The following is a 21,003-nucleotide window of genomic DNA, read 5'->3' as shown; positions in this document are numbered from 1 at the left end:
CAAGGGATGGAGATGAAATTCTTGCCCCGCCACGCAGGCACGCGCCGGCCCTGGTACGTAACGTTGCTCTGGATAGCGCTACTGTTGTGGCTGGCTACTCATTGGGACTTCGCGTTGCCAAGGGTGAATGTCCACTACTCGCCCTCAGGCCAGGACGCGCTCAGGTACATCTGGAATGTCCAGGATCGGATTGATAAAGGAGGAATGCTTCCCGGAGGCGGCGCAACCGATCATGGCGCACTGTTCCCGGACGAGGAGTTCTTTATGGAGTTTTCGTGGTGGAGCAAAATCACCAGGCGTAATCATTGCATCAGCATCAGCCCGCAATGGCCCACTACCGATATCTACCTGAACGCCGACGGCGACATCGACCAAGGTCAGACAAGTGCAACGAATATCAGCCGGTTGGCAGCCTGTCGGTGGGATCGAGCCAAGCCTTAGATTGATATCACTGGCGCCTCAATCAGTCGTTCTTGAATCCCGGCAGTCCCTGGGCTTTGCGCCACTGCTTCACTGTCTCAGTAACACCCTCGGCGGAATGATCCGCACCGGGCTCAGGGTGGAAAATCAGGTCGTAGCCATCTGGATGGCCTGCGAGATTACTGAACCTTTCAAGCAACTCACCTAGCTCATCTGCCGTCCCGCCCTTGTTGACGACCCGGATGTCTTTGACGAAGGAAATGAATTCGGCCTCGGTAAAATCAGAGATATCTTCCATGCTGTGCTTATTTTTCCTTGTGAAGGTCATTGTGATTTCGCGGGGTGTTAACCCTGAATGTTTATGCGTCGGACGCCGCCTCGACAGTGCGTCCGGATAGCCCCCAATTTCGTAGACTCTTGGATTGACCGCTGGTGGCCGATTGCCGCCGCTCACCAAGGCAACCTGGGAGCGCTCCTCAGTCGAGGCGGTTGATGGCGCGTGCAAGATTAGCGCGCGCTTGCTGTTCGAATGCATCGAAGAATGGGCCGGTCGTATAGATGCGTCCGCGTGCCAGGAAGCCCTCCAGGACCTGGCGCCGCTTTCGGCGGTAGACAAACAGCGGCACATATCGGTACTCGCGACGGACTTGGCGGTCGTACTCCTCAAACCGCGCGGCCGATGCCCCAAGAATCGCCAGATCCGTGTCCACCAACACGGCCTCGTCTGCCGACGCAGGAGCGCCGTCGTGTCGCGTCACCATGATCAGGCCGTAAAGCCTGCGCCGGATTTCATCCCCCAGGCCGCTATCGCGTGCCACGTCGTCCAGCCATTGCGCACTGCGTAGCTCGTTGTCGCTGCGAAGGGGGTCGTATAGGGCGTCATGAAACCAGAGTGCGAGGTCGACTTCAGCGGGGGCGTGGCAAGCAGCGTTGATGAGCCGGCGCACCTGGAGACATTCCTGCAAATGCTGGCAGTTGTGATATGCCCGATGGGGCTCGCGGTAGCGTCGAAGGAGCTCTTCATAGGTTGCTCGCGCCGGGCATCCGACGCCAAGCTCCGCCCAGACGCGCGCCCAGGCGGCGAAATCCACACCGTCAGGCACCTCGGGGGCGCTGTGCGCGCCGACCGGGAAGAGGCTGCGCCCTTCAGGTGTTCCCCTCATCGCTCCTCCTCCCCATCAATGTAACGCTCGACCCAGGCGCTCAACGTCGGTGCGGCGAAGGCCGTCGGCAGCAATGGCCGCGCCGTGGTGGACAGCGTGAACGCCCCCTGGATAAAGCATGTAATGCCCGCCACCAGCGCGTCGAGCCCTCGGACGCGGCGTCCGCGTTCGGCGAACCGCTGCCGGAGCAGGCCCTTGAGGAGCTTCATCTGCGCCGCTAGCACGGCCTGATAGACCTCACGCACGTCTGGGTCGTGGGCCGACTGCTCGCCGATCATCACCCATGCCGCCACCGCATCGGGCTGCGCGTCCGAACCGTAGGCAAGGTGTGCTGCAATGTAGGCCTGAAGCCTTTGCTCGGCGGTCTGGGCCTCAGCGGCCCGGGACTCGTAGCGCTGATGGGCGTAGCCGGCCAGTGAGTCGACCAGTGCCACCAAGATCTCGCGCTTGTCCTTGAAGTGGTAGTGCACGAGGCCAGGCGCTAGCTCCGCATGCCGGGCGATGGCCGCTACGGTTGCGCCAGCGTAGCCGGCCTTGGCCATGACGGCCTGGAGTGCCGCCACGATCTGACCGCGTCTTTCATCAGTGTTCGAGCGCCGTGCCATGTCACCTTTCCAATGTTGGTTGCGCGACCAGCTTAGCATTGACATCGACCTCGCCACACCCTAGCTTTCCAAATATTGGTTATCAGACCAACTTTGGAGATCATGATGAATTCCTTCGCTGAAAAACTGATGGTGGGGGCCACTGCTCCGTCGGCCTCGGTCGAGCTACCGCTGGGTGACCGGGTGCGGTGTGTCCTGGTGCACGAGTTTCTTTCAGCCAGCGAGTGCGAAGCGTTGATAGAAGCCACGGAGCAGTGCGGATTCGCCAGCGCAGGGTCTGACTACCCGTCCTCCTACCGCGATAATGACCGGATCGTGGCAGACGACCCAGCTCTGGCCGGGCGGCTATTCGAACGCTTGAAGCACTGCGCCTTGCGGATGCCGAGGCTCGGGACGGTGATCGATGAGGACGGCTGGCGTCCGGTCGGCATCAATGAGCGGCTGCGCTTCTGCCGCTACCGGCCCGGCACCCAGTTCCGCGCCCATCAGGATGGTGTACACCATCGCCAGCACCAACAGTCACGCCTGACTTTCATGATTTATCTTAACGACGATGCATTCAGCGGCGGAGAGACCGTGTTCTTTGAGGGACGGTCCGCCGCCATGTCGAACCGGGATTCCACGCTCAGGCTGCGCCCCCGAAAGGGCAGCCTGATCGTATTCGACCACACCCTCTGGCACGCCGGCGCCTTAGTGGACGCTGGCCAAAAATACGTCATGCGCAGTGACCTGATGTACGAGCCACAGCAATCCTTGCACGTCGACGGCCCCTTCCAGCCGGGCCACCGCGGTTACGTATGGGCGCTTGCCGACCTTGGCGACAGGGGCTTGGCAAGCGCCGGGCGTGACGCAACCATCCGGCTGTGGGATCGCGAGGGCCGGTGCCTGGGCCAGCTTGACGGACATACACAATCCATTCTGGGTCTGGTGGACGTGGCGCCTGGCGAGCTTGTTTCTCACTCGCGGGATCGAACAGTCCGGCATTGGTCCTTGGCGACCGGCAAGTCAAGGTTGATCGGCACATCGGATTCGGCCGTCCTTTCCTCGGCAAGGTTAGGCGCTGACCGCCTCGTGACCGGGGCTGCTGACGGTCGCGTGACAGTCTGGAACCTGGCGACAGGTGCCACGGACAAGCGTCAGGCCCACGCCTGCTGGGTCTGGGCGATCGCGCCTACGGCCAACGGTGGTTTCGCCAGCGCATCGGAGGACGGAACCGTCAGGCTGTGGCAACCCGAGGAGCAGGACTGCGTACAAGTGCTCGATCTGGGCCGCCCCCTGAGGACGCTGGCGAGCTGGATCGACGCCGATGGCAGCGTCACCTTGGCCGCTGGTGATCTCGACGGCGCGGTGCACCTGCTAGCGACCGAACCGATGCTCGCGCTCCTGGATTGCCTTGCCGCTCATGACGGGCCTGTGCGGCGCGTGCGCTTCGAGGCGCGACACATGCTGCTGACCTGCGGCGAGGACGGATTCGTCAAGCGCTGGAACCTGCCCTCACGACAGGGGGTGAGCATCGGCTCACACGACAACTTTGCAACCGATGTGCTCCCCACCCGCTCCGGTGGCTGGATCAGCTGTGGGTATGACGGCCGGATATTGGTGCATGGCGACAAGGGTTAGGACGCCCTACTCCTGCGCTACCCAATACCCGTGCTTTCGAGCGCACATACCGCAGTGATACCCGAAGCGCCCAGCCCGCGAAAAGACGCAACGTAAATAGCGGCATTTTGATGGCAACCACTGGGGCCCGATGTTTATGATGCAACCTATGCTCGGGGCGACAATCTTGGCGATACGCCCATGAACAGCTGGAAATGCCTGCATGAAGATTGCGGCACGGATCAAGCCCCTCGATATCACCGGAACGCTTGCGAGTGCCGCCTTCAAAAGCACATCACTGGAGCCTGATTGGACATGTACCCCACTGGAACTCATCTGATTGTTGGTCGAGGTCTCTATACCCACCACGGGATTTTTGTCGGCAGAAATCGCGTGATCCACTATTCCGGTATGGGCTCGGGTCTTCATAAGGGATGTATCGAGTCGACCTCTCTTGAAGCCTTCCTGCAAAACAAGAAAGCGCGAATCAAGACCTACAAAAAGGTCTACTTCCGCGGGCCCGAAATCTGTCGTCGAGCGCGCTCCAGGCTGGGCGAGGATGAATACAATCTTCTGTTCAACAATTGCGAGCATTTTGCCACCTGGTGCGCCACCGACCGGCACTCCAGCGAACAGATCAACGCCGCGACCGAACGCCTGAGTAGCAACCTCGTAACCCATCTGCTGATGCGCCAAGTAGCAAAGCAAACGGCCGAACAAACGACCAAGGTTCTACTCACTAAAGCGGGGACCTCGGCCGCAGGCAAAATACTGGCCGGCCAGGCAACCAAGACCGCAGCCAATCACGTAGCCCGATCATTGGCTGGACAGGCCCTGGCCAAGGGGGCAGTCAGCACCGTTGCCGGTTTCGCGGCTACGGGTGGAGTTTCCAGCATGACGGCTGTGGGATTGAGCACAGTCGGTATCGTCGGAGGCACAGCCCTTGCCCCGGCGGTGGCAACCGCAGCCGTCGCAGTAGGCGCGGCCTATGTGGTCAGTAGCATCTGGGATTTGGTTACGGACTGGTGGTAAGTCGTTGAGACCTCGGCAAAGGCATGCCCCCCTCCAGTAAAAAGGCGACGCATTGCGTCGCCTTTTTCGTATTTTCAGAACTCAGCCGGGGTGTACGCAGGATCAGCCATGCCCCATGGTTCTCTCACCCAAGGCGTGCAGCAGATTGCAGCCATCGCTAGGCAAGTTGCATCGACCGGTTGCATCCGCAGCCAGAAGCGGTCAATCAAAGAATCTACAAAGTGAGAGCCATTCAGACACCATCTCGAGCGCATTGTGGACGTTGAGGCGGTATAAGACGCAGAAAGCTTGAGGGTTAAAAACCCACAAAATCACATTAATCTTCACAAGAAAAAATAGGCACAACGTGGAAGATACTTCTGATTTTACCGAAACCGAATTCATTTCCTTCGTCAGAAACATACGGGTGGTCAACAAGGGCGGGACGGACGATGAGCTGGGTGAGTTGCTTGAAAAGTTCAGCAAACTCTCAGGCCATCCAGATGGCTATGACCTGATTTTCCACCCTGAACCCGGTGCGGATAACTCCGCCGAGGGTGTTACTAAGACAGTGAAGGAATGGCGGAAAGCCCAGGGGCTGCCGGGGTTCAAGAACGACTGATTGCAGCGCTTACCCACATAAAGAGACACGCTCATAATTAAAAACAGCCAATAGCGGACGTTTAGGGTAGAGAAACAAATCTGTCCGTGTTTCTTGGGGCGACCACTCCAGTTCAGCTTTCATGTAGAAACGCGGGTTTCGATTTTTACTTGGGCTCTTCACACCGCCTGGGCCGGAAGCAGACAACTGTCGAGATGGGATTCGGTAGCCGAGTTAAAGGGCCTCCTTGCCTTTCTGCGCCTTTGGCCAACAGGTCGCTGGTATGATCCGCGTCCGGAGCCGCCTGCTGGAGGCGGTGTGTTTGAGCACAGGAAGTCCCATGAAAAGAATGCTGTTGGGTGTGTGTCTGCTTTCACTGGCCGGTTGTGCCAGCTCGCCCGATACCTCCTTCACCCAGGCCACCCCAGGTTGCAAAGCGGCCACCTCTGAGGTCAATGGGAAACCGGTCACTACGCAGTTCTGCATCAAGACCATCGCCTTCAAACCCTCACAATACCGAGTCACTGTTAACGACCAGGTGCTGTTCACCGGTACTGACTACCAACGCGTCGCCTTCGCCAAAACCATCAAGGAAGGTCCGGCCAAGGGCACATGCAAGGAGCTGATCGAGTTGCAGGGCTCCGGCTCGAAGACAGTGCCATTGAGCGAGTTGCCCACCGAATTGGTGGCAGGCTGCCGGATTACGGCAGACGCGGCCGGCAACTCCCAAGCCTTCAGCAAAGACGACGCCTGCGACAAGGCGTTCTACAAGTCGCTGGCGCCGATGCTGGGCAAGGTGATGCCGGTTGAAGTGGCCCGCCAATGCAGCGTGACAGTGGGCGAGCAGACCGTGTTTGACCAACGTTTCAACTTTTAGAAAAAGGCACTGGAACAGAGGGGCAGATTGACTTTCTCTGCTCTAGCCGATAGCAATCGACACAAAACAGCGTTAACCGTCGAACAATCGCTAAGAAATCTGATCACCTATCACTACGATAGATACTCCGAACGTTACGCTAGATAGCCGGGTAAGCTCAGCCAATGCCCGCAAAGGGGCAGGCAAGTCGTAAAGTCTTAATGGATTCAGTGGACGGTATTGCAGCTCATATCCGTTCAAGGCTTGGTGTGCATCGCGATGAACGTCCGACCAGTCGTATGCAAACAATCCACGTTTGGCAAAGGCAACGAAAGCGTTTGCGCTAGACATGGAGGTGACCAGACTTACATCGGACACCTCCGGCAATGAACAGACCCATTCTTCGGAGTGCTCGACGGAGGGAATTGCGGAGTCAGGAATCGGCCCCGGACCAGCCGTAGTGAAAAGCGCAACCTGCCCGATGGCATCAGTGGCGATCCATCCAACATCAAAGCCCTGAAGATCGTGGGGAGTAACCATTGGCACCTACTTAGAAAAAAGAGGCTAGTTGATTTTTAAACCCTAGTTTCCCAGATCTGAGTGTGTAAAAGCGCGTCGACGAATTGCCAAGTCGGGAAGAAATGCGACGATATTATCTCCCCGCTCCAAATGTCCGATCCTGGCCGATTGCGGCCTGTCACGAACGGTAGAAATCGGCCAAATGCAGTCATTGAGTATCAAGAGGCGGTTCAGTAGAACCGCGGCCTGTAGATCCTTTTGCGTTCTTCAGTTCAATGCAGTGGCCTTTTTTTCAACTAGCCCAGCTCCCACTACCAGCATTTCAGGCAAGCTTTTTCTATCTTCGTCTGATGCAGCGCCGATATGAACATCACCTTTCCACAGCTCCCCAGCTACAACTCTAAGATCTAGGTCTGTCTGAGTGCTTCTTAAATCCTCGTGCCCAACGTAGTGCCAGCGTTTGTTTTGAATAGGTGCTTTTGATGTGTAAAGCAGGAGATCAAATCTGTCAGGTAACTCGTCCGGAAGTCTTTGTTCAGTAGAAAAAAATTTATATATTCCAAGCAAAATGGTGTCTTTGTGTCGCTCTGATACATACAAAACCTTGGCTGGCTTAAATCCTCCTTCTACAGGGATCAATACGATGTCACCAGCTATCGTTTTCTTGAGTTTCACAGTCCGAGTCTCTTCAAAGTTTCATTAAATAACTGATCGGTACCGGTTAGCGACGGCCCGTCTTCGGCCGTCGCTATGCATGGTCAAACCTCAGTCTGCTTCGCCCTCTCCAGGGCGTCATCGGTCTCAATACCCAGATATCGAACGGTGCTCTCCAGCGTCGAATGGCCGAGCAGCAGTTGAACCGCCCGCAGGCTCTTTGTCCTGCGATTTGAAGCCTTACTCGGATGGCCGAGATTTCTCTCAGGATGCCATTGAGTCGATAGCAGCCCCTTCTGCACTCGACCAGAAACTAGCGTTGGAAAACGCTACAACGAATGGCAGCCCACCCCTACCCCTGCGCCACCCAATACCAAACCGCTCCCCCCTCAAACGCCGGCATCACTTCCCCCTGCGCAAAGTAGCGCCGCGACTCCGGCTCCGCCGGGGTAAACCAATAACCGGCCTTACTACAGGTCTCCCCCGCCACCACCGGCGCTACACGTTTCGGGTGGCTCGGCCGGAGGTTCCTCGCATAGGCCACCAGATCCTTGGGATAGACCCTATGCTCGACCCCGCTGTCATCAAGGCCATACAGAAAGGCGATGGCTGCCGCCTCGAACGCCCAATACCCGCAATAGCTGCCCTCGTCCCCTTGCAGGTGGCTGTCGTGCCAGGGCGCCTGTTCGAACGCGGGGTACCAGTCGTCACAGTACTGCTGCAGAAGGTCGCTGGCCTCGGTCGGGTCGTCGGCGTAGATGGCCTGTATCAGCGGTGTGTAGACGTCGTGGTACCAGTCATCGACGTCATATCGGTCGGGCAGCAGTTTGCTCAGCAGGTCTTCGTAGAGGGTGTCGTCCCCGGCGTAGCCTGCGGGGTCGATCAGGGCCACGAAGCGTTGGAGCAGGTCGGTGCGGTGCAGCAGGATGCACAGGCTGAACACCTGGACGCACTCTTGGTACTGGTCGAGCCAGTCGTCGATCGCCAAGGGGGTGATGTTCGGAATCTGGTTGTACTGGGCCAGTTGTCTTTGCAGGTGTTCGTAACTGTCCACCAGGGTTTCCAGCAGGGGAATCAGCAGGTCGATGCTGTGGCCGGCGGTGTAGCGGATGAGGATTTCCTTGAAGATCCACTTCTGGAAATGCCGGGCCCTGAGGGACTTTTCCTGGGCTTCGGAGTCGGACTCAAAGGTGTTTTCGGCAAAGAACTCCACGCTGTGCTGGTAGTTGCTGAAGAAGTTCGCAAGGCGCGCTGCGCTGAGGAATGCTTGTCGTCTGTCCTTGATCATGGGTCTTCCTTACCTGAACGGCGCCCGCTCCAGGCATTGCCGGCAACGCGCAGTCACCGGTCTAAAAAACAAAGCCCGCGACACAAGGCGCAGGCTGGATAGGGTTGCAGCAGGTCGAGCCGGATCAGTTACCCGGCCCCTTAGAAGTTCGCCGGGGTGTTGGCGCTGATGATTTCCGCCTCATCCTGGCCAATGTTGCGAAAGCTGTGGGGCAAGGTGGTGGGGAAGTAATAGCCATCCCCCGGGTTGAGCACGCTGACTTGCCCGTCCACGGTCAACTCCACGGTGCCGCGGGTCACCAGGCCGCACTCCTCGCCTTCGGCATGCACGATGGCTTCTTCGCCGGAGCTGGCGCCGGGGGCGTACTGCTCGCGCAGAAAGCGCATCTGCCGGTTGGCCACCGGGGCGCCGATCATCAACAGGCGCAGGCCGTCGCGGCCCAGGTCGGGCTGTTCGTTGGCGCGGAACACGTATTGGTGCTCACGGGGCGGCTGGTCGAAGGTGAAGAAGTCGGCCAGGGACATGGGGATGCCTTCCAGCAGCTTTTTCAGGGAGCTGACGGAGGGGCTGACGCGGTTCTGTTCGATCAGGGAGATGGTGGCATTGGTTACGCCGCTACGACGGGCCAGCTCGCGCTGGGAGAGTTTGTAGCTTTCGCGAACGAGTTTGAGTCGGGTGCCCGTGTCCATAACAGCCTTATGTGAGAAGTACTTAAGGGTATTTTTGCGGCGGTTGGGTCGCGAACGTCGCGATTTGGCTGCCCTGGAGCCTGAAAAGGCGGCTATTTAAACATGTTTGACAGGCAAGCTGTAAAGACTGGCGATGGGCGTGAAGGCCGGGTGATGGAGTGCCGGTTTTCTGGGGCTTTGCGGGGCTTTTCCTGGAGTGGGTCAAGGGCCGGAGCTTCGCGAGCAAGCTCGCTCCTACAGGAGTGGGGGCTGTAGGAGCGAGGTGGCGTCAGATGCCGAAGCGGTCGCGCAGGGCGTAGTACGCGGCGCCCATGGCGGTCAACGGGGCCTGGAAGGTGCGCCCGCCGATCATCGGCATGTGCGGCAGGGAGGCGAAGGCGTTGAAGCGCTCGGCGTCGCCGCGGATCATTTCGGCAATCAGCTTGCCCGCCAGGTGTGAACAGGTAACACCGTGGCCGCTGTAGCCCTGCATGTAGTAGGCGTTCTTTTCGATACGGCCGAATTGCGGCATGCGCGACATGGTCAGCAGGAAATTGCCGGTCCAGCGGTAGTCGATCTTCACGTCCTTGAGCTGGGGGAAGGTCTTGAGGATCTTCGGCCGGATCAGTTGCTCGATGTCGTCCGGTTCCCGGGCGCCGTAGACCACGCCACCGCCGTACAGCAGGCGGTTGTCGCCGGTCAGGCGGAAGTAGTCCAGCAGGTAGTTGCAGTCTTCCACGCAGTAGTTGTTGCTGATCAGGCTGCGGGCCAGTTGCTCAGGCAGTTGCTCGGTAACCACGATCTGCGAACCGCAGGGCATGCTCTTGCGGGTCACGCGGGGGTCGAGGTCCTGCTGCAGGTAGGCGTTGCCGGCGATCAGCAGGTATTTGGCGCGGACCACGCCCTTGGCGGTGCGCACCACGTTGGGTTCGCCGTAGGTGATTTCCACCGCCGCCGACTGTTCGAAGATCTTGCCGCCCAGGCCGATGATGGCGCTGGCTTCGCCCAGGGCCAGGTTCAGCGGGTGGATGTGGCCGCCCTGCATGTCCAGCAGGCCGCCGATGTAGTTCTTGGTGCCGACTTCGCGGTCGATCTGCGCCTTGTCGAGCATCTTCAGGTTGTTATTGCCCAGGCGCTCCCAGTTGCGCTTCTGTTCCGCCAGGCCCTTGAGCTGCTTGTTGTTCAGGGCGGCGAAGATGCCACCGGGGCGGTAGTCGCACTGGATGTCGTAGTGCTGGATGCGCTGGCGGATGATGTCGGCGCCTTCGAAGATCATGCTGCCGAGCACTTCGGCGCTTTTTTCGCCGTAGCGTTCTTCGATCACGTCCACGTCGCGGCTGTAGGAGTTGACCAGTTGCCCGCCGTTGCGCCCGCTGGCGCCGAAGCCGACCTTGGCCGCTTCCAGCACGGTGACGCTGTAGCCGGCTTCCGCCAGGAACAAGGCCGAGGACAGGCCGGTGTAGCCGGCGCCGATCACGCAGACGTCGCACTCCACCAACTCTTCGAGTTGCGGGTAGTCGGTGGTCTGGTTGCGGGTCGCCGCGTAGTAGCTGTTCACGTAGGTTTGCATGAGAAATTCCCCAGCGGGTACGGGCCCAGGCCCGCCGCCGCTGTTGTTATAAGAGTTAGAGCTTGATCCAGGTCGCTTTGAGCTCGGTGTATTTGTCGAAGGCGTGCAACGACTTGTCGCGGCCATTGCCAGACTGCTTGAAGCCGCCGAACGGCGCGGTCATGTCGCCGCCGTCGTACTGGTTGACCCACACACTGCCGGCCCGCAGGCCACGGGCAAAACGGTGGGCGCGGCTGAGGTTGGCGGTCCAGACCCCGGCCGCCAGGCCGAAGATGCTGTCGTTGGCGATCTGCAGCGCTTCTTCTTCGGTATCGAAACTGATGACCGACAGCACCGGGCCGAAGATCTCTTCCCGGGCGATGGTCATGGCGTTGGTCACGCCGTCGAAGATCGTCGGCTCGACATACAGGCCGCCAGTGCTTTCCAGGGTGCGGACACCGCCGGCCAACAGTTGGCCGCCCTGCTCCTTGCCGATGTCGATGTAGCGCAGCACGTTCTCCAGCTGGCGCTGGTCCACTACCGCGCCGACCCGGGTCTCGGGGTCGAGGGCGTGGCCCGGTTTCCAGCCCTTGAGGGCCTCCACCAGCAGCGGGATGAACTGCTCGCGGATCGAGCGCTGCACCAGCAGGCGCGAGCCGGCGGTGCAGACTTCGCCCTGGTTGAAGGCGATGGCTGCGGCCGCCGCCTCGGCGGCTTCGCGCAGGTCCGGGGCATCGGCAAACACCACGTTGGGGCTCTTGCCACCGGCTTCCAGCCACACCCGCTTCATGTTGCTTTCGCCGGAGTACACCAGCAGTTGCTTGCCCACGGCGGTGGAGCCGGTGAAGGCCAGCACGTCCACATCCATGTGCAGGGCCAGGGCCTTGCCGACGGTGTGGCCGTAACCCGGCAGGACGTTGAACACGCCCTTGGGGATGCCGGCGTCCAGGGCCAGCTGGGCGATGCGGATCGCGGTCAACGGCGACTTTTCCGACGGCTTGAGAATGAACGAGTTGCCCGCCGCCAGGGCCGGGGCGAATTTCCAGCTGGCCATGATCAGCGGGAAATTCCACGGCACGATGGCCGCTACCACGCCTGCCGGTTCCCGGGTCACCAGGCCCAGCTGGTCGTGGGGCGTGGCCGCCACTTCGTCGTAGAGCTTGTCGATGGCTTCGGCGTTCCAGCGGATGGCGTTGGCCGTGGCCGGAATGTCGATGGCCATGGAGTCGCCAATCGGCTTGCCCATGTCCAGGGTTTCCAGGAGCGCCAGTTCTTCCTGGTGCTCAAGGATCAGTTCGGCAAAGCGCGTGAGGATGCGCTTGCGCTCGGCCGGGGCCTTGCCCGACCAGACGCCACTGTTGAACGCCTGGCGCGCCACCGCCACCGCACGATCGGCATCGGCCTGATCGGTGCTGGCAACGTTGGCCAGGAAGCGCCCGTCCACCGGGCTCAGGCATTCAAAGGTGGCACCGCTGGCGGCGGCGCAGTACTGGCCGTCGATAAAGGCACGGCCTTCGAGGCTGAGGGACTGGAAGTGCTGCTCCCAGTCGCTGCGGGATTTAGTCATGGCAAATACTCAACGCAGGAAGTGACACGGTCATCAGACCGTGTGCAGGTACCAGTTGTATTCCAGGTCGGAGATGGAGTTTTCGAACTCCGCCAACTCGCTTTCCTTACAGGCCACGAACACGTCGATGTACATCGGGTCGATGTACTTGGCCATCACTTCGCTGTCGTCCAGTACACGCAAGGCGTCCCGCAGGTTGGTGGGCAGGCTTTGTTCGTTCTGTTCGTAGGAGTTGCCTTCAACCGGCGCTCCCGGATCGATCTTGTTGGTCAGGCCGTGGTGAATGCCCGCCAGTACCGAAGCCATCAGCAGGTAAGGGTTGGCGTCGGCGCCGGCCACCCGGTGCTCGATGCGCACCGCATCGGCAGAACCGGTGGGTACGCGCACGGCCACGGTGCGGTTGTCGATGCCCCAGGTCGGCGAGTTCGGCACGTAGAACTGCGCACCGAAACGGCGATAGGAGTTGACGTTGGGGCACAGGAAGGCCATCTGCTGCGGCAGGGTGTCCAGCACGCCGCCGATGGCGTGGCGCAGGGCTTCGTTGGTCTCTGGGTCTTCGCTGGCGAAGATGTTGTTGCCCTGCTTGTCGAGGATCGAGATGTGCACGTGCAGGCCGTTACCCGCCTGGCCCGGGTAGGGCTTGGCCATGAAGGTGGTGTCCATTTCATGGTCGTAGGCGATGTTCTTCACCAGGCGCTTGAGCAGTACTGCGTAGTCGCAGGCTTTGATCGGGTCGCTGACGTGGTGCAGGTTGACTTCGAACTGCGCCGGGGCGCTTTCCTTGACGATGGCGTCGGCCGGAATGCCCTGCTCTTTCGCGCCTTCAAGGATGTCTTGCAGGCAGTCGACGTACTCGTCGAGGTCGTCGATCAGGTAGACCTGGGTGGAATGCGGACGTTTGCCGGAGATCGGCGAACGGGGCGACTGCGGACGGCCGTTCACGTTGTCCTGGTCGATCAGGTAGAACTCCAGTTCAAAGGCCGCGCAGATGGTCAGGCCCATCTCGTCGAACTTGCTCACCACCTGGCGCAGCACTTCGCGGGGGTCGGCGAAGAATGGCTGGCCTTCGATCTCGTGCATGGTCATCAGCAGTTGCGCGGTGGGGCGCTTCTGCCAGGGCTCGACGCTCAGGGTGCCGGGGATCGGGTAGCAGATGCGGTCGGCATCGCCGATGTCCAGGCCCAGGCCGGTGCTTTCCACCGTGGAACCGTTGATATCCAGGGCAAACAGCGAGGCGGGCAGGTTGATGCCCTTCTCATAGACCTTGTGCAGCGCGGTGCGCTCGATGCGCTTGCCGCGCACCACACCGTTCATGTCTGCAATCAGCAGATCGACGTAGAGAACCTCGGGGTGTTTTTTCAGGAAGGCATTGGCTTCATTGAGTTGAATGGCACGCGGGGGGACCGACATGATGCACCTATTGTGTTAATTATTATGTTCACTGCTGTGACACGCCAGCAGTCAACCCGAAAGAAAAACCGGAGTCAATAGCCAACAGCAGCCACCATTCGTCAATTATTTTGCCTCACCAAAGGTCGATACGCCGCGCAATCCGCGCCGCCTGCGGGTTTCAAGCAGATAATGTTTAGAATTTTTTACATGGAAGTTGTTAATTAAAATCAACGAGGATAAGCTCTGGAAAAACTCGTTCCAGCGTGAATTTCGAGGTGATAAAAATGGCATTCAAGCCATTGATCGGCGTTACTGCGTGCGTCAAAGAGATCGGCCTGCACCCCTACCACGTCAGCGGCGACAAGTACTTGCGTGCTGTCAGCGTCGCGGCCGAGGGCCTGCCCCTGATCATTCCTTCCCTGGCGGATCTGATCGACATCGACGATCTGCTGCGGCAAGTGGATGGGCTGCTGTTTACCGGCTCGCCATCCAATGTCGAACCCTTCCATTACCAGGGCACTCCCAGCGAGCCGGGCACCGCCCACGACCCGCAGCGCGATGCCACCACCCTGCCCCTGCTGCGCGCGGCGATTGCCGCCGGCGTGCCGGTGCTCGGCATCTGCCGCGGCTTCCAGGAAATGAACGTGGCCTTCGGCGGCAGCCTGCACCAGAAGGTGCATGAACTGCCGGGCTACATGGACCACCGCGAAGCCGACGATCCGCGCATCGAAGTGCAGTACGCCCCGGCGCACCCGGTGGCGATCCAGCCCGGCGGTGTGTTCGAGGCCATGGGCCTGGGCGGCGAGATCCAGGTCAACTCGATCCACAGCCAGGGCGTCGACCGCCTAGCCCCCGGCCTGCGGGTCGAGGCCGTGGCCCCGGACGGCCTGATCGAGGCGCTGTCGGTGGAACACAGCAAGGCCTTCGCCTTCGGCGTGCAGTGGCACCCGGAATGGCAGGTGCTGTCGAACCCGGCCTACCTGCGGATCTTCCAGGCCTTTGGCGACGCCTGCCGGCAACGGGCCGCACAACGGCGCTGAACCACCGGCCGCGGCCATAACCCAGACGATTCATCACGCCCTGCCCCGCGGCGAGCGCGCCTGCGCGCGCCCGTCGTCCAGCGTGAGCAACACACGGCAAGACCACAACAACAAATAGCGTCAGGCCGCCAGGGAGGCAGCGCCGAATCAGCCCGCACTCACTGCGGGCTGGCAATCAACCTTTAGGCCCGGCCGAATTGATCGGGCTGCTGACACCTGTTGGGAGTTTCACATGGCAAACGCCTCCAGCACTTACCGCAAGGCCCTCGAAGGCACTCCGAGCCCGCAGAAGGTCCTGGTCAAGATCGACCGCGTGACCAAGAAGTTCGATGAAACCGTGGCCGTGGACGATGTGTCCCTGGAGATCCACCAAGGCGAGATCTTTGCCCTGCTGGGCGGTTCCGGCTCCGGCAAATCCACCCTGCTGCGCATGCTCGCCGGCTTCGAGCGCCCCACCGAAGGCCGCATCCTGCTGGATGGCGTGGACATCACCGACATGCCGCCCTACGAGCGGCCGATCAACATGATGTTCCAGTCCTACGCCCTGTTCCCCCACATGACCGTGGCCCAGAACATCGCCTTCGGCCTCAAGCAGGATCGCCTGCCGGCCAGCGAGATCGACGCCCGGGTCGAGGAAATGCTCAAGCTGGTGCACATGACCCAGTACGCCAAGCGCAAGCCGCACCAGCTCTCCGGTGGCCAGCGCCAGCGCGTGGCCCTGGCCCGCTCCCTGGCCAAGCGCCCCAAGCTGCTCTTGCTGGACGAGCCCATGGGCGCCCTGGACAAGAAGCTGCGCTCGCAGATGCAGCTGGAACTGGTTGAGATCATCGAGCGCGTAGGCGTGACCTGCGTGATGGTGACCCACGACCAGGAAGAAGCCATGACCATGGCCCAGCGCATCGCCATCATGCACCTGGGCTGGATCGCCCAGACCGGCAGCCCGGTGGACATCTACGAAGCGCCGGTGAGCCGCCTGGTGTGCGAATTCATCGGCAACGTCAACGCCTTCGATGGCACCGTTACCGAAGACCTGGAAGGCTACGCCATCATCGACTGCGCGGACCTCGAGCAGCAGATCTACGTCGGCCACGGGGTCAGCACCTCGGTGCAGGACAAGTCGGTGACCTACGCCATCCGCCCGGAAAAGATGCTGGTCACCACCCTCAAGCCCGATGCCCGCTACAACTGGTCCAAGGGCAAGGTGCACGACATCGCCTACCTGGGCGGCCACTCGGTGTTCTACGTCGAGCTGCCTGGCGGCAAGATTGTCCAGTCGTTCATGGCCAACGCCGAGCGTCGCGGCTCGCGGCCAACCTGGGATGACCAAGTCTACGTCTGGTGGGAAGACGACAGCGGCGTGGTACTGCGAGCATGAGTACATCGACCATGAGCACTTTCAATCAGAAGCTGTTCCGTATGCTGCCCAGCGGTCGCAAGCTGGTGATCGGCATTCCTTTCCTCTGGCTGTTCCTGTTCTTCATGCTGCCGTTCTTCCTGGTGATGAAGATCAGCTTCTCGGAAGCGGCCCTGGCGATTCCGCCCTACTCGGAGATCTACAGCTACGCCGAACAGAAATTCCAGCTGCTGCTGAACCTCGGCAACTACGCCATGCTGGCCGGCGACGAGCTGTATTTCTCGGCCTACCTGGGTTCGCTGAAGGTGGCCCTGCTGAGCACCCTGATGTGCCTGGTGGTGGGTTTCCCCATGGCCTATGCCATCTCCAAGGCCAGCAAGGAGGCGCAGAACGTCTTGCTGCTGCTGATCATGATGCCGACCTGGACCGCGATCCTGATCCGCGTCTACGCCTGGATGGGCATCCTCAGCAACAACGGCCTGCTCAACAGCTTCCTGATGTGGACCGGGCTGATCAGCCAGCCGCTGGAAATCCTCAACACCAACACCGCGGTGTACATCGGTGTGGTCTACGCCTACCTGCCGTTCATGGTGCTGCCGCTGTACGCCAACCTGGTCAAGCACGACCAGAGCCTGCTGGAAGCCGCTTCGGACCTGGGTTCGAGCAACTTCAACAACTTCTGGAAAATCACCGTGCCCCTGGCCAAGAACGGCATCATTGCTGGCTGCATGCTGGTGTTCATTCCGGTGGTGGGCGAGTTCGTGATTCCGGAACTCTTGGGCGGTCCGGAAACCCTGATGATCGGCCGCGTACTGTGGCAGGAGTTCTTCAACAACCGTGACTGGCCGGTGGCCTCCGCCCTGGCGGTGGTGATGCTGGCGATCCTGATTATCCCGATCTTGCTGTTCAACCGCAGCCAGGCCAAAGAGATGGAGGCACGGGCATGAAACGCTTCGAATTTTCCAAACTGATGCTGGTGCTGGGCCTGCTGTTCATCTACCTGCCGATGCTGATCCTGGTGATCTACTCGTTCAACGCCTCCAAGCTGGTGACAGTGTGGGGCGGCTGGTCGATCAAGTGGTACGTCGGCCTGCTGGACAACCAGCAACTGATGGGCTCGGTAATGCGCTCCCTGGAGATCGCCTGCTACACCGCCATTGCCGCGGTGGCCCTGGGCACCCTGGCGGCCTTCGTGCTGACCCGGGTCACCCGCTTCAAGGGCCGCACGCTGTTCGGCGGCCTGGTCACCGCGCCGCTGGTGATGCCGGAAGTGATCACCGGCCTGTCCTTGCTGCTGCTGTTCGTGGCCATGGCGCAATTGATCGGCTGGCCCATGGAGCGCGGCATCGTCACCATCTGGATCGCCCACACCACATTCTGCGCAGCCTATGTAGCCGTGGTAGTCTCCGCGCGCCTGCGGGAGCTGGACCTGTCCATCGAAGAAGCAGCCATGGACCTGGGAGCGCGACCGTTCAAGGTGTTCTTCCTGATCACCATCCCGATGATCGCGCCGTCACTGGCGGCCGGCGGCATGATGTCCTTTGCCCTGTCCCTGGATGACCTGGTACTGGCCAGCTTCGTTTCCGGCCCGGGTTCCACCACCTTGCCGATGGAAGTGTTCTCGGCGGTGCGCCTGGGGGTCAAGCCGGAAATCAACGCCGTGGCCAGCCTGATCCTGCTGGCGGTGTCCCTGGTGACCTTCCTGGTCTGGTACTTCGGCCGTCGCGCCGAAGCGGCCCGCAAGCGGGCGATCCAGGAGGCCATGGACTTCACCGCCAACGAATCCTGGCAGCCACCGGCAGCGAAAAAACCTGCGGTACGAACACCTGCGACGGCCTAACCGCCTCTTCGCCAGCAAGCTGGCTCCTACGGATAACCCAAACCTGTAGGAGCCAGCTTGCTAGCGAAAAAGGCTCACCCCGAACCCTCGAGTTGCACACGCAGCAATCTGCACAATAAGAAATGGAGTTGTAGTGATGAAAATGCTTGGCAGGACTCTGCTCTCACTGTCCTTGATGGGCGCAATGGTTACCGGCGCTCAAGCCAACGACAAAGTGCTGCGCGTCTACAACTGGTCGGACTACATCGCCCCGGACACCCTGAAGAAGTTCGAGGCCGAGACCGGCATCCACGTCACCTACGACGTCTTCGACAGCAACGAAACCCTGGAAGCGCGCCTGCTCACCGGCAAGTCCGGCTACGACATCGTGGTGCCGTCCAACAGCTTCCTGGCCAAGCAGATCAAGGCCGGGGTCTACCAGGAACTGGACAAGTCCCGCTTGCCCAACTGGAAGAACCTCAACCCGGTGCTGCTGAAAAACGCCTCCGCCAGCGACCCGGACAACGCCCATGCCTTCCCCTACATGTGGGGTTCGATCGGCATCGGCTACAACCCGGACAAGGTCAAGGCGGCCCTGGGCGCCGACGCCCCGACCAACTCCTGGGACCTGCTGTTCAAGCCGGAGAACGCCGAGAAGCTCAAGGCCTGCGGCATCAGCTTCCTCGACTCGCCCACCGAGATGCTCCCCGCCGCCCTGCACTACCTGGGCTACCCGGTGACCAGCAAGGACAAAGCGCAGATCCTCGAAGCCGAAGCCCTGTTCATGAAGATCCGTCCTTCGGTGACCTACTTCCACTCCTCCAAATACATCTCGGACCTGGCCAACGGCAACATCTGCGTGGCCGTGGGTTATTCCGGCGACGTGCTGCAGGCCCGTTCCCGCGCCGAAGAGGCCGGCAACAAGGAGAAGGTCGCGTTCAGCATTCCCAAGGAAGGCGCCGGCAGCTTCTACGACATGATGGCCATCCCCAAGGACGCCACCAACGTCGACAACGCCTACCTGTTCATGAATTTCCTGATGCGCGCGGACATCATCGCCGAGGTCACCAACAGCCTGGGCTACAGCAACGCCAACGCGGCGGCCACGCCGCTGGTGGACGAAGCGATCCGCAACGACCCGGCGTCCTACCCGCCCCAGGCCGTACTGGCCACCCTCTACGCAGTACCGGACCAGCCGATCGCCATCCAGCGCGTGATGAACCGCGGCTGGACCAGGATCAAGCTGGGCAAATGACTCAAGCTGCCCGCCGCTGGCGGGCACCGCTCGCCTTTTTCCGTTCACGTCGCGCCTTACCACCGCGACACTCCTGCGAACGGCTTCACCCGGCTCCCTCGGTTGGGGTGAATCCTTGGCGCCTTCGGGCGCCTTTTTTGCGTTCCCTGCAGCCGCTGGCGCAGGCGCGAATGGCTGGAGCGACATAGGCGATCCCGGCAACAGAGGGTCCTGCGGCCCCTTTCGCAGCCTCGCTAACGCTCGGCAGCGGCTACAGCTGGCAGACAGCCATTACTTTGGCTAGATTCAGCCGACACGGCTCCCCTCCCACTTCGTTCAATGACCGGCATAGGTCCTTCGACATGCATGCAACCTTACGTGCGCTCTTGCTGGCTTCTGCCTTGTTACCGCTGTACGCCAGCGCCGCACCACCGGTGCTGGCGCTGGTGGCCCTGCCCTCTACGGCCAAGCCGGCGCCGGGCAGCGAACACTCCATCGGCAACATGCCGCTGGCGACCTCGCAACAGGGCCTGGGCCTGTGCTTCAGCCACAGCGCGGCGGCGGTATTCAACTACTACCAGTGCCAGGCGGCCAAGGAAGACTGCACCCGCATCGACAAGAACCAGCTGGCGGCGCCCCTGGACATGGCGCGCTTTGGCCGCAAACCCACGGGCGAGGTAGACAGCGTCGCCTCCTACGAGGACATCGACGAGGGCGGTGACCCGCTCTACACCCTGGAAACCGCGGCCCTGATGGTGGGCTCCGTGGTGTCCCAGGCGTGCTTTTCCGAAGAGAAACTGTTCAAGGACAAGTTCGTGCCCAGCGGCGCCATCAGCGCCGAGGACCTCAAGGCCCAGCGCGCAGTACTCAAAGCGCTGGAGGACTTCTATCAACAGAACCGGCTCAAGGCCCCCTGTGCCGAGTGTGTCGCCAGCGCGACGCAGGTGGCCGAACTCCAGGCCATCTACGCCACCACCCGCGATCCCCGGGGCATCGCCCAGGCCCTGGGCAAGCCGCACTTCGGCGGTTTTTTCTCGGCCATCATCATCCCCCCCGAATGCCGGCGCCTGAGCCGCCGGGCACTCTTCGAACTCCAGGACAAGCTGCAGATCCGCGCCCTGCCGGAAACGGCCGCGCAGAACAACTTCGCCGGCCTGTACCCGGCGCTGAAACAGGCAATCAATGCCGACAACCCGGTGATCATTGCCAACGTCTGCCTGTATCGCGGCGCCAAGCAGAAAAAATGCCCCGAGCAGTACCGGCACAGCCTGGTGGCCTACGCACATGCCCGTCTGTGTACGCCCCAGGGCCAGTGCCAGGAAGGGCTCAAGGTGCTCAACAGCTGGGGCGAGCAATGGCAGAACCACGAGGGCCAGCAATGGTTCGATGCCCGGCGCCTGCTGGACAGCACCGGCTATGGCAAGCAGAGCATTGGCTGGCTGGAACACAGGAGCGCGGACCAGGACTGAGCAGCCCGGCGGGTCCCGAGGGTTCCTGCTCGCACCGGCCCCCTTCGGGCTGATAACAGCCGAATCCCGGCGCGGCCATTGCCCAGCGGCAACTGGCCGCTACACAACAGCAGGTTCCTCGCCTCAGGAAGTGGTATTTTTTGCGGCTTCTGGCGTGGCTGATCGGCATGAAGCCAAGGCCGCCAACTTTCAGGG

Annotated in this window: 20 protein-coding genes and 1 pseudogene; 11 read left to right on the top strand and 10 right to left on the bottom strand. The window is 61.0% G+C overall.

Annotated features, from left to right (window positions below):
* Window positions 1-441 (top strand): hypothetical protein (locus tag A9971_RS07485; RefSeq protein ID WP_310889327.1); only part of this gene is annotated, 441 nt, incomplete at its 5' end.
* Window positions 442-463: 22 nt separating this feature from the next.
* Here A9971_RS07485 and A9971_RS07480 read toward each other — a convergent pair.
* The 3 genes from A9971_RS07480 to A9971_RS07470 form a co-directional block, all read right to left on the bottom strand.
* Window positions 464-718, bottom strand: a complete 255-nt coding sequence (locus tag A9971_RS07480) for a bacteriocin immunity protein (protein ID WP_041117385.1) — start codon at window positions 716-718, stop codon at window positions 464-466.
* Window positions 719-896: 178 nt separating this feature from the next.
* A complete protein-coding gene (locus A9971_RS07475; protein WP_053157713.1) occupies window positions 897-1,583 on the bottom strand; it encodes a hypothetical protein in 687 nt (228 codons plus the stop codon).
* On the bottom strand, window positions 1,580-2,188 hold the full coding sequence (locus tag A9971_RS07470) for a TetR/AcrR family transcriptional regulator (RefSeq protein WP_183000409.1): 609 nt from the start codon (window positions 2,186-2,188) through the stop codon (window positions 1,580-1,582). The genes A9971_RS07475 and A9971_RS07470 overlap by 4 nt, the downstream gene beginning before the upstream one ends.
* Before the next feature lie 105 nt (window positions 2,189-2,293).
* Between A9971_RS07470 and A9971_RS07465 the strand changes: the two genes are divergently transcribed.
* From A9971_RS07465 to A9971_RS07450, 4 genes are all read left to right on the top strand, one after another.
* Window positions 2,294-3,808, top strand: coding sequence for a 2OG-Fe(II) oxygenase (locus A9971_RS07465; protein ID WP_183000408.1), 1,515 nt, complete (start codon window positions 2,294-2,296; stop codon window positions 3,806-3,808).
* A 294-nt stretch (window positions 3,809-4,102) separates the two neighbouring features.
* Window positions 4,103-4,819, top strand: a complete 717-nt coding sequence (locus A9971_RS07460; RefSeq protein ID WP_073698956.1) for a lecithin retinol acyltransferase family protein — start codon at window positions 4,103-4,105, stop codon at window positions 4,817-4,819.
* 346 nt (window positions 4,820-5,165) lie between these two features.
* Window positions 5,166-5,420 (top strand): bacteriocin immunity protein, encoded by a 255-nt coding sequence (locus A9971_RS07455; RefSeq protein WP_053157707.1) that lies wholly within the window; start codon window positions 5,166-5,168, stop codon window positions 5,418-5,420.
* Window positions 5,421-5,739: 319 nt separating this feature from the next.
* Complete coding sequence (locus A9971_RS07450) at window positions 5,740-6,276, top strand: hypothetical protein (RefSeq protein ID WP_148071263.1); 537 nt, start codon at window positions 5,740-5,742, stop codon at window positions 6,274-6,276.
* Between the two features lie 765 nt (window positions 6,277-7,041).
* Here the strand turns inward: A9971_RS07450 and A9971_RS07445 are convergent.
* The 7 genes and pseudogenes from A9971_RS07445 to A9971_RS07415 all read right to left on the bottom strand — a co-directional run bounded on the left by A9971_RS07445 (window position 7,042) and on the right by A9971_RS07415 (window position 13,910).
* On the bottom strand, window positions 7,042-7,449 hold the full coding sequence (locus A9971_RS07445) for a hypothetical protein (RefSeq protein ID WP_183000407.1): 408 nt from the start codon (window positions 7,447-7,449) through the stop codon (window positions 7,042-7,044).
* Between the two features lie 83 nt (window positions 7,450-7,532).
* A pseudogene (locus tag A9971_RS33120) lies at window positions 7,533-7,658 on the bottom strand (integrase); the annotation flags it as partial.
* Between the two features lie 122 nt (window positions 7,659-7,780).
* Complete coding sequence (locus A9971_RS07435; protein WP_077933842.1) at window positions 7,781-8,716, bottom strand: PoNe immunity protein domain-containing protein; 936 nt, start codon at window positions 8,714-8,716, stop codon at window positions 7,781-7,783.
* A 140-nt stretch (window positions 8,717-8,856) separates the two neighbouring features.
* A complete protein-coding gene (locus A9971_RS07430) occupies window positions 8,857-9,405 on the bottom strand; it encodes a cupin domain-containing protein (protein ID WP_011060642.1) in 549 nt (182 codons plus the stop codon).
* A gap of 268 nt (window positions 9,406-9,673) precedes the next feature.
* On the bottom strand, window positions 9,674-10,954 hold the full coding sequence (locus tag A9971_RS07425; protein ID WP_011060641.1) for an FAD-binding oxidoreductase: 1,281 nt from the start codon (window positions 10,952-10,954) through the stop codon (window positions 9,674-9,676).
* A 55-nt stretch (window positions 10,955-11,009) separates the two neighbouring features.
* Entirely contained in the window at window positions 11,010-12,500 is a 1,491-nt protein-coding gene (locus A9971_RS07420) for an aldehyde dehydrogenase (RefSeq protein ID WP_125063139.1), read from the bottom strand.
* Between the two features lie 33 nt (window positions 12,501-12,533).
* Window positions 12,534-13,910, bottom strand: a complete 1,377-nt coding sequence (locus tag A9971_RS07415; protein WP_011060639.1) for a glutamine synthetase family protein — start codon at window positions 13,908-13,910, stop codon at window positions 12,534-12,536.
* 266 nt (window positions 13,911-14,176) lie between these two features.
* Here A9971_RS07415 and A9971_RS07410 point away from each other — a divergent pair, with 266 nt between their 5' ends.
* From A9971_RS07410 to A9971_RS07385, 6 genes are all read left to right on the top strand, one after another.
* Entirely contained in the window at window positions 14,177-14,932 is a 756-nt protein-coding gene (locus tag A9971_RS07410; RefSeq protein WP_011060638.1) for a gamma-glutamyl-gamma-aminobutyrate hydrolase family protein, read from the top strand.
* 232 nt (window positions 14,933-15,164) lie between these two features.
* Entirely contained in the window at window positions 15,165-16,307 is a 1,143-nt protein-coding gene (locus tag A9971_RS07405) for an ABC transporter ATP-binding protein (protein ID WP_053150662.1), read from the top strand.
* A 44-nt stretch (window positions 16,308-16,351) separates the two neighbouring features.
* Window positions 16,352-17,233 carry an ABC transporter permease subunit gene (locus A9971_RS07400; protein WP_162865010.1) on the top strand — a complete coding sequence of 294 codons (882 nt, stop codon included), beginning with the start codon at window positions 16,352-16,354 and terminating at the stop codon, window positions 17,231-17,233.
* Window positions 17,230-18,126: an ABC transporter permease subunit gene (locus tag A9971_RS07395; protein ID WP_011060635.1), complete on the top strand. Its 897-nt coding sequence runs from the start codon at window positions 17,230-17,232 to the stop codon at window positions 18,124-18,126. The genes A9971_RS07400 and A9971_RS07395 overlap by 4 nt, the downstream gene beginning before the upstream one ends.
* A gap of 136 nt (window positions 18,127-18,262) precedes the next feature.
* Window positions 18,263-19,360: a polyamine ABC transporter substrate-binding protein gene (locus A9971_RS07390; protein WP_015635115.1), complete on the top strand. Its 1,098-nt coding sequence runs from the start codon at window positions 18,263-18,265 to the stop codon at window positions 19,358-19,360.
* Between the two features lie 341 nt (window positions 19,361-19,701).
* Complete coding sequence (locus tag A9971_RS07385; protein ID WP_259652310.1) at window positions 19,702-20,808, top strand: hypothetical protein; 1,107 nt, start codon at window positions 19,702-19,704, stop codon at window positions 20,806-20,808.
* Window positions 20,809-21,003 lie beyond the last annotated feature (195 nt).

It is taken from the genome of Pseudomonas sp. UME65, from assembly GCF_014170225.1.
GTDB classification, from domain to species: Bacteria; Pseudomonadota; Gammaproteobacteria; order Pseudomonadales; family Pseudomonadaceae; genus Aquipseudomonas; species Aquipseudomonas protegens.
The sequence above is the reverse complement of the archived record's forward strand: the minus strand, read 5'-3'. Positions and strand labels throughout refer to the sequence as shown.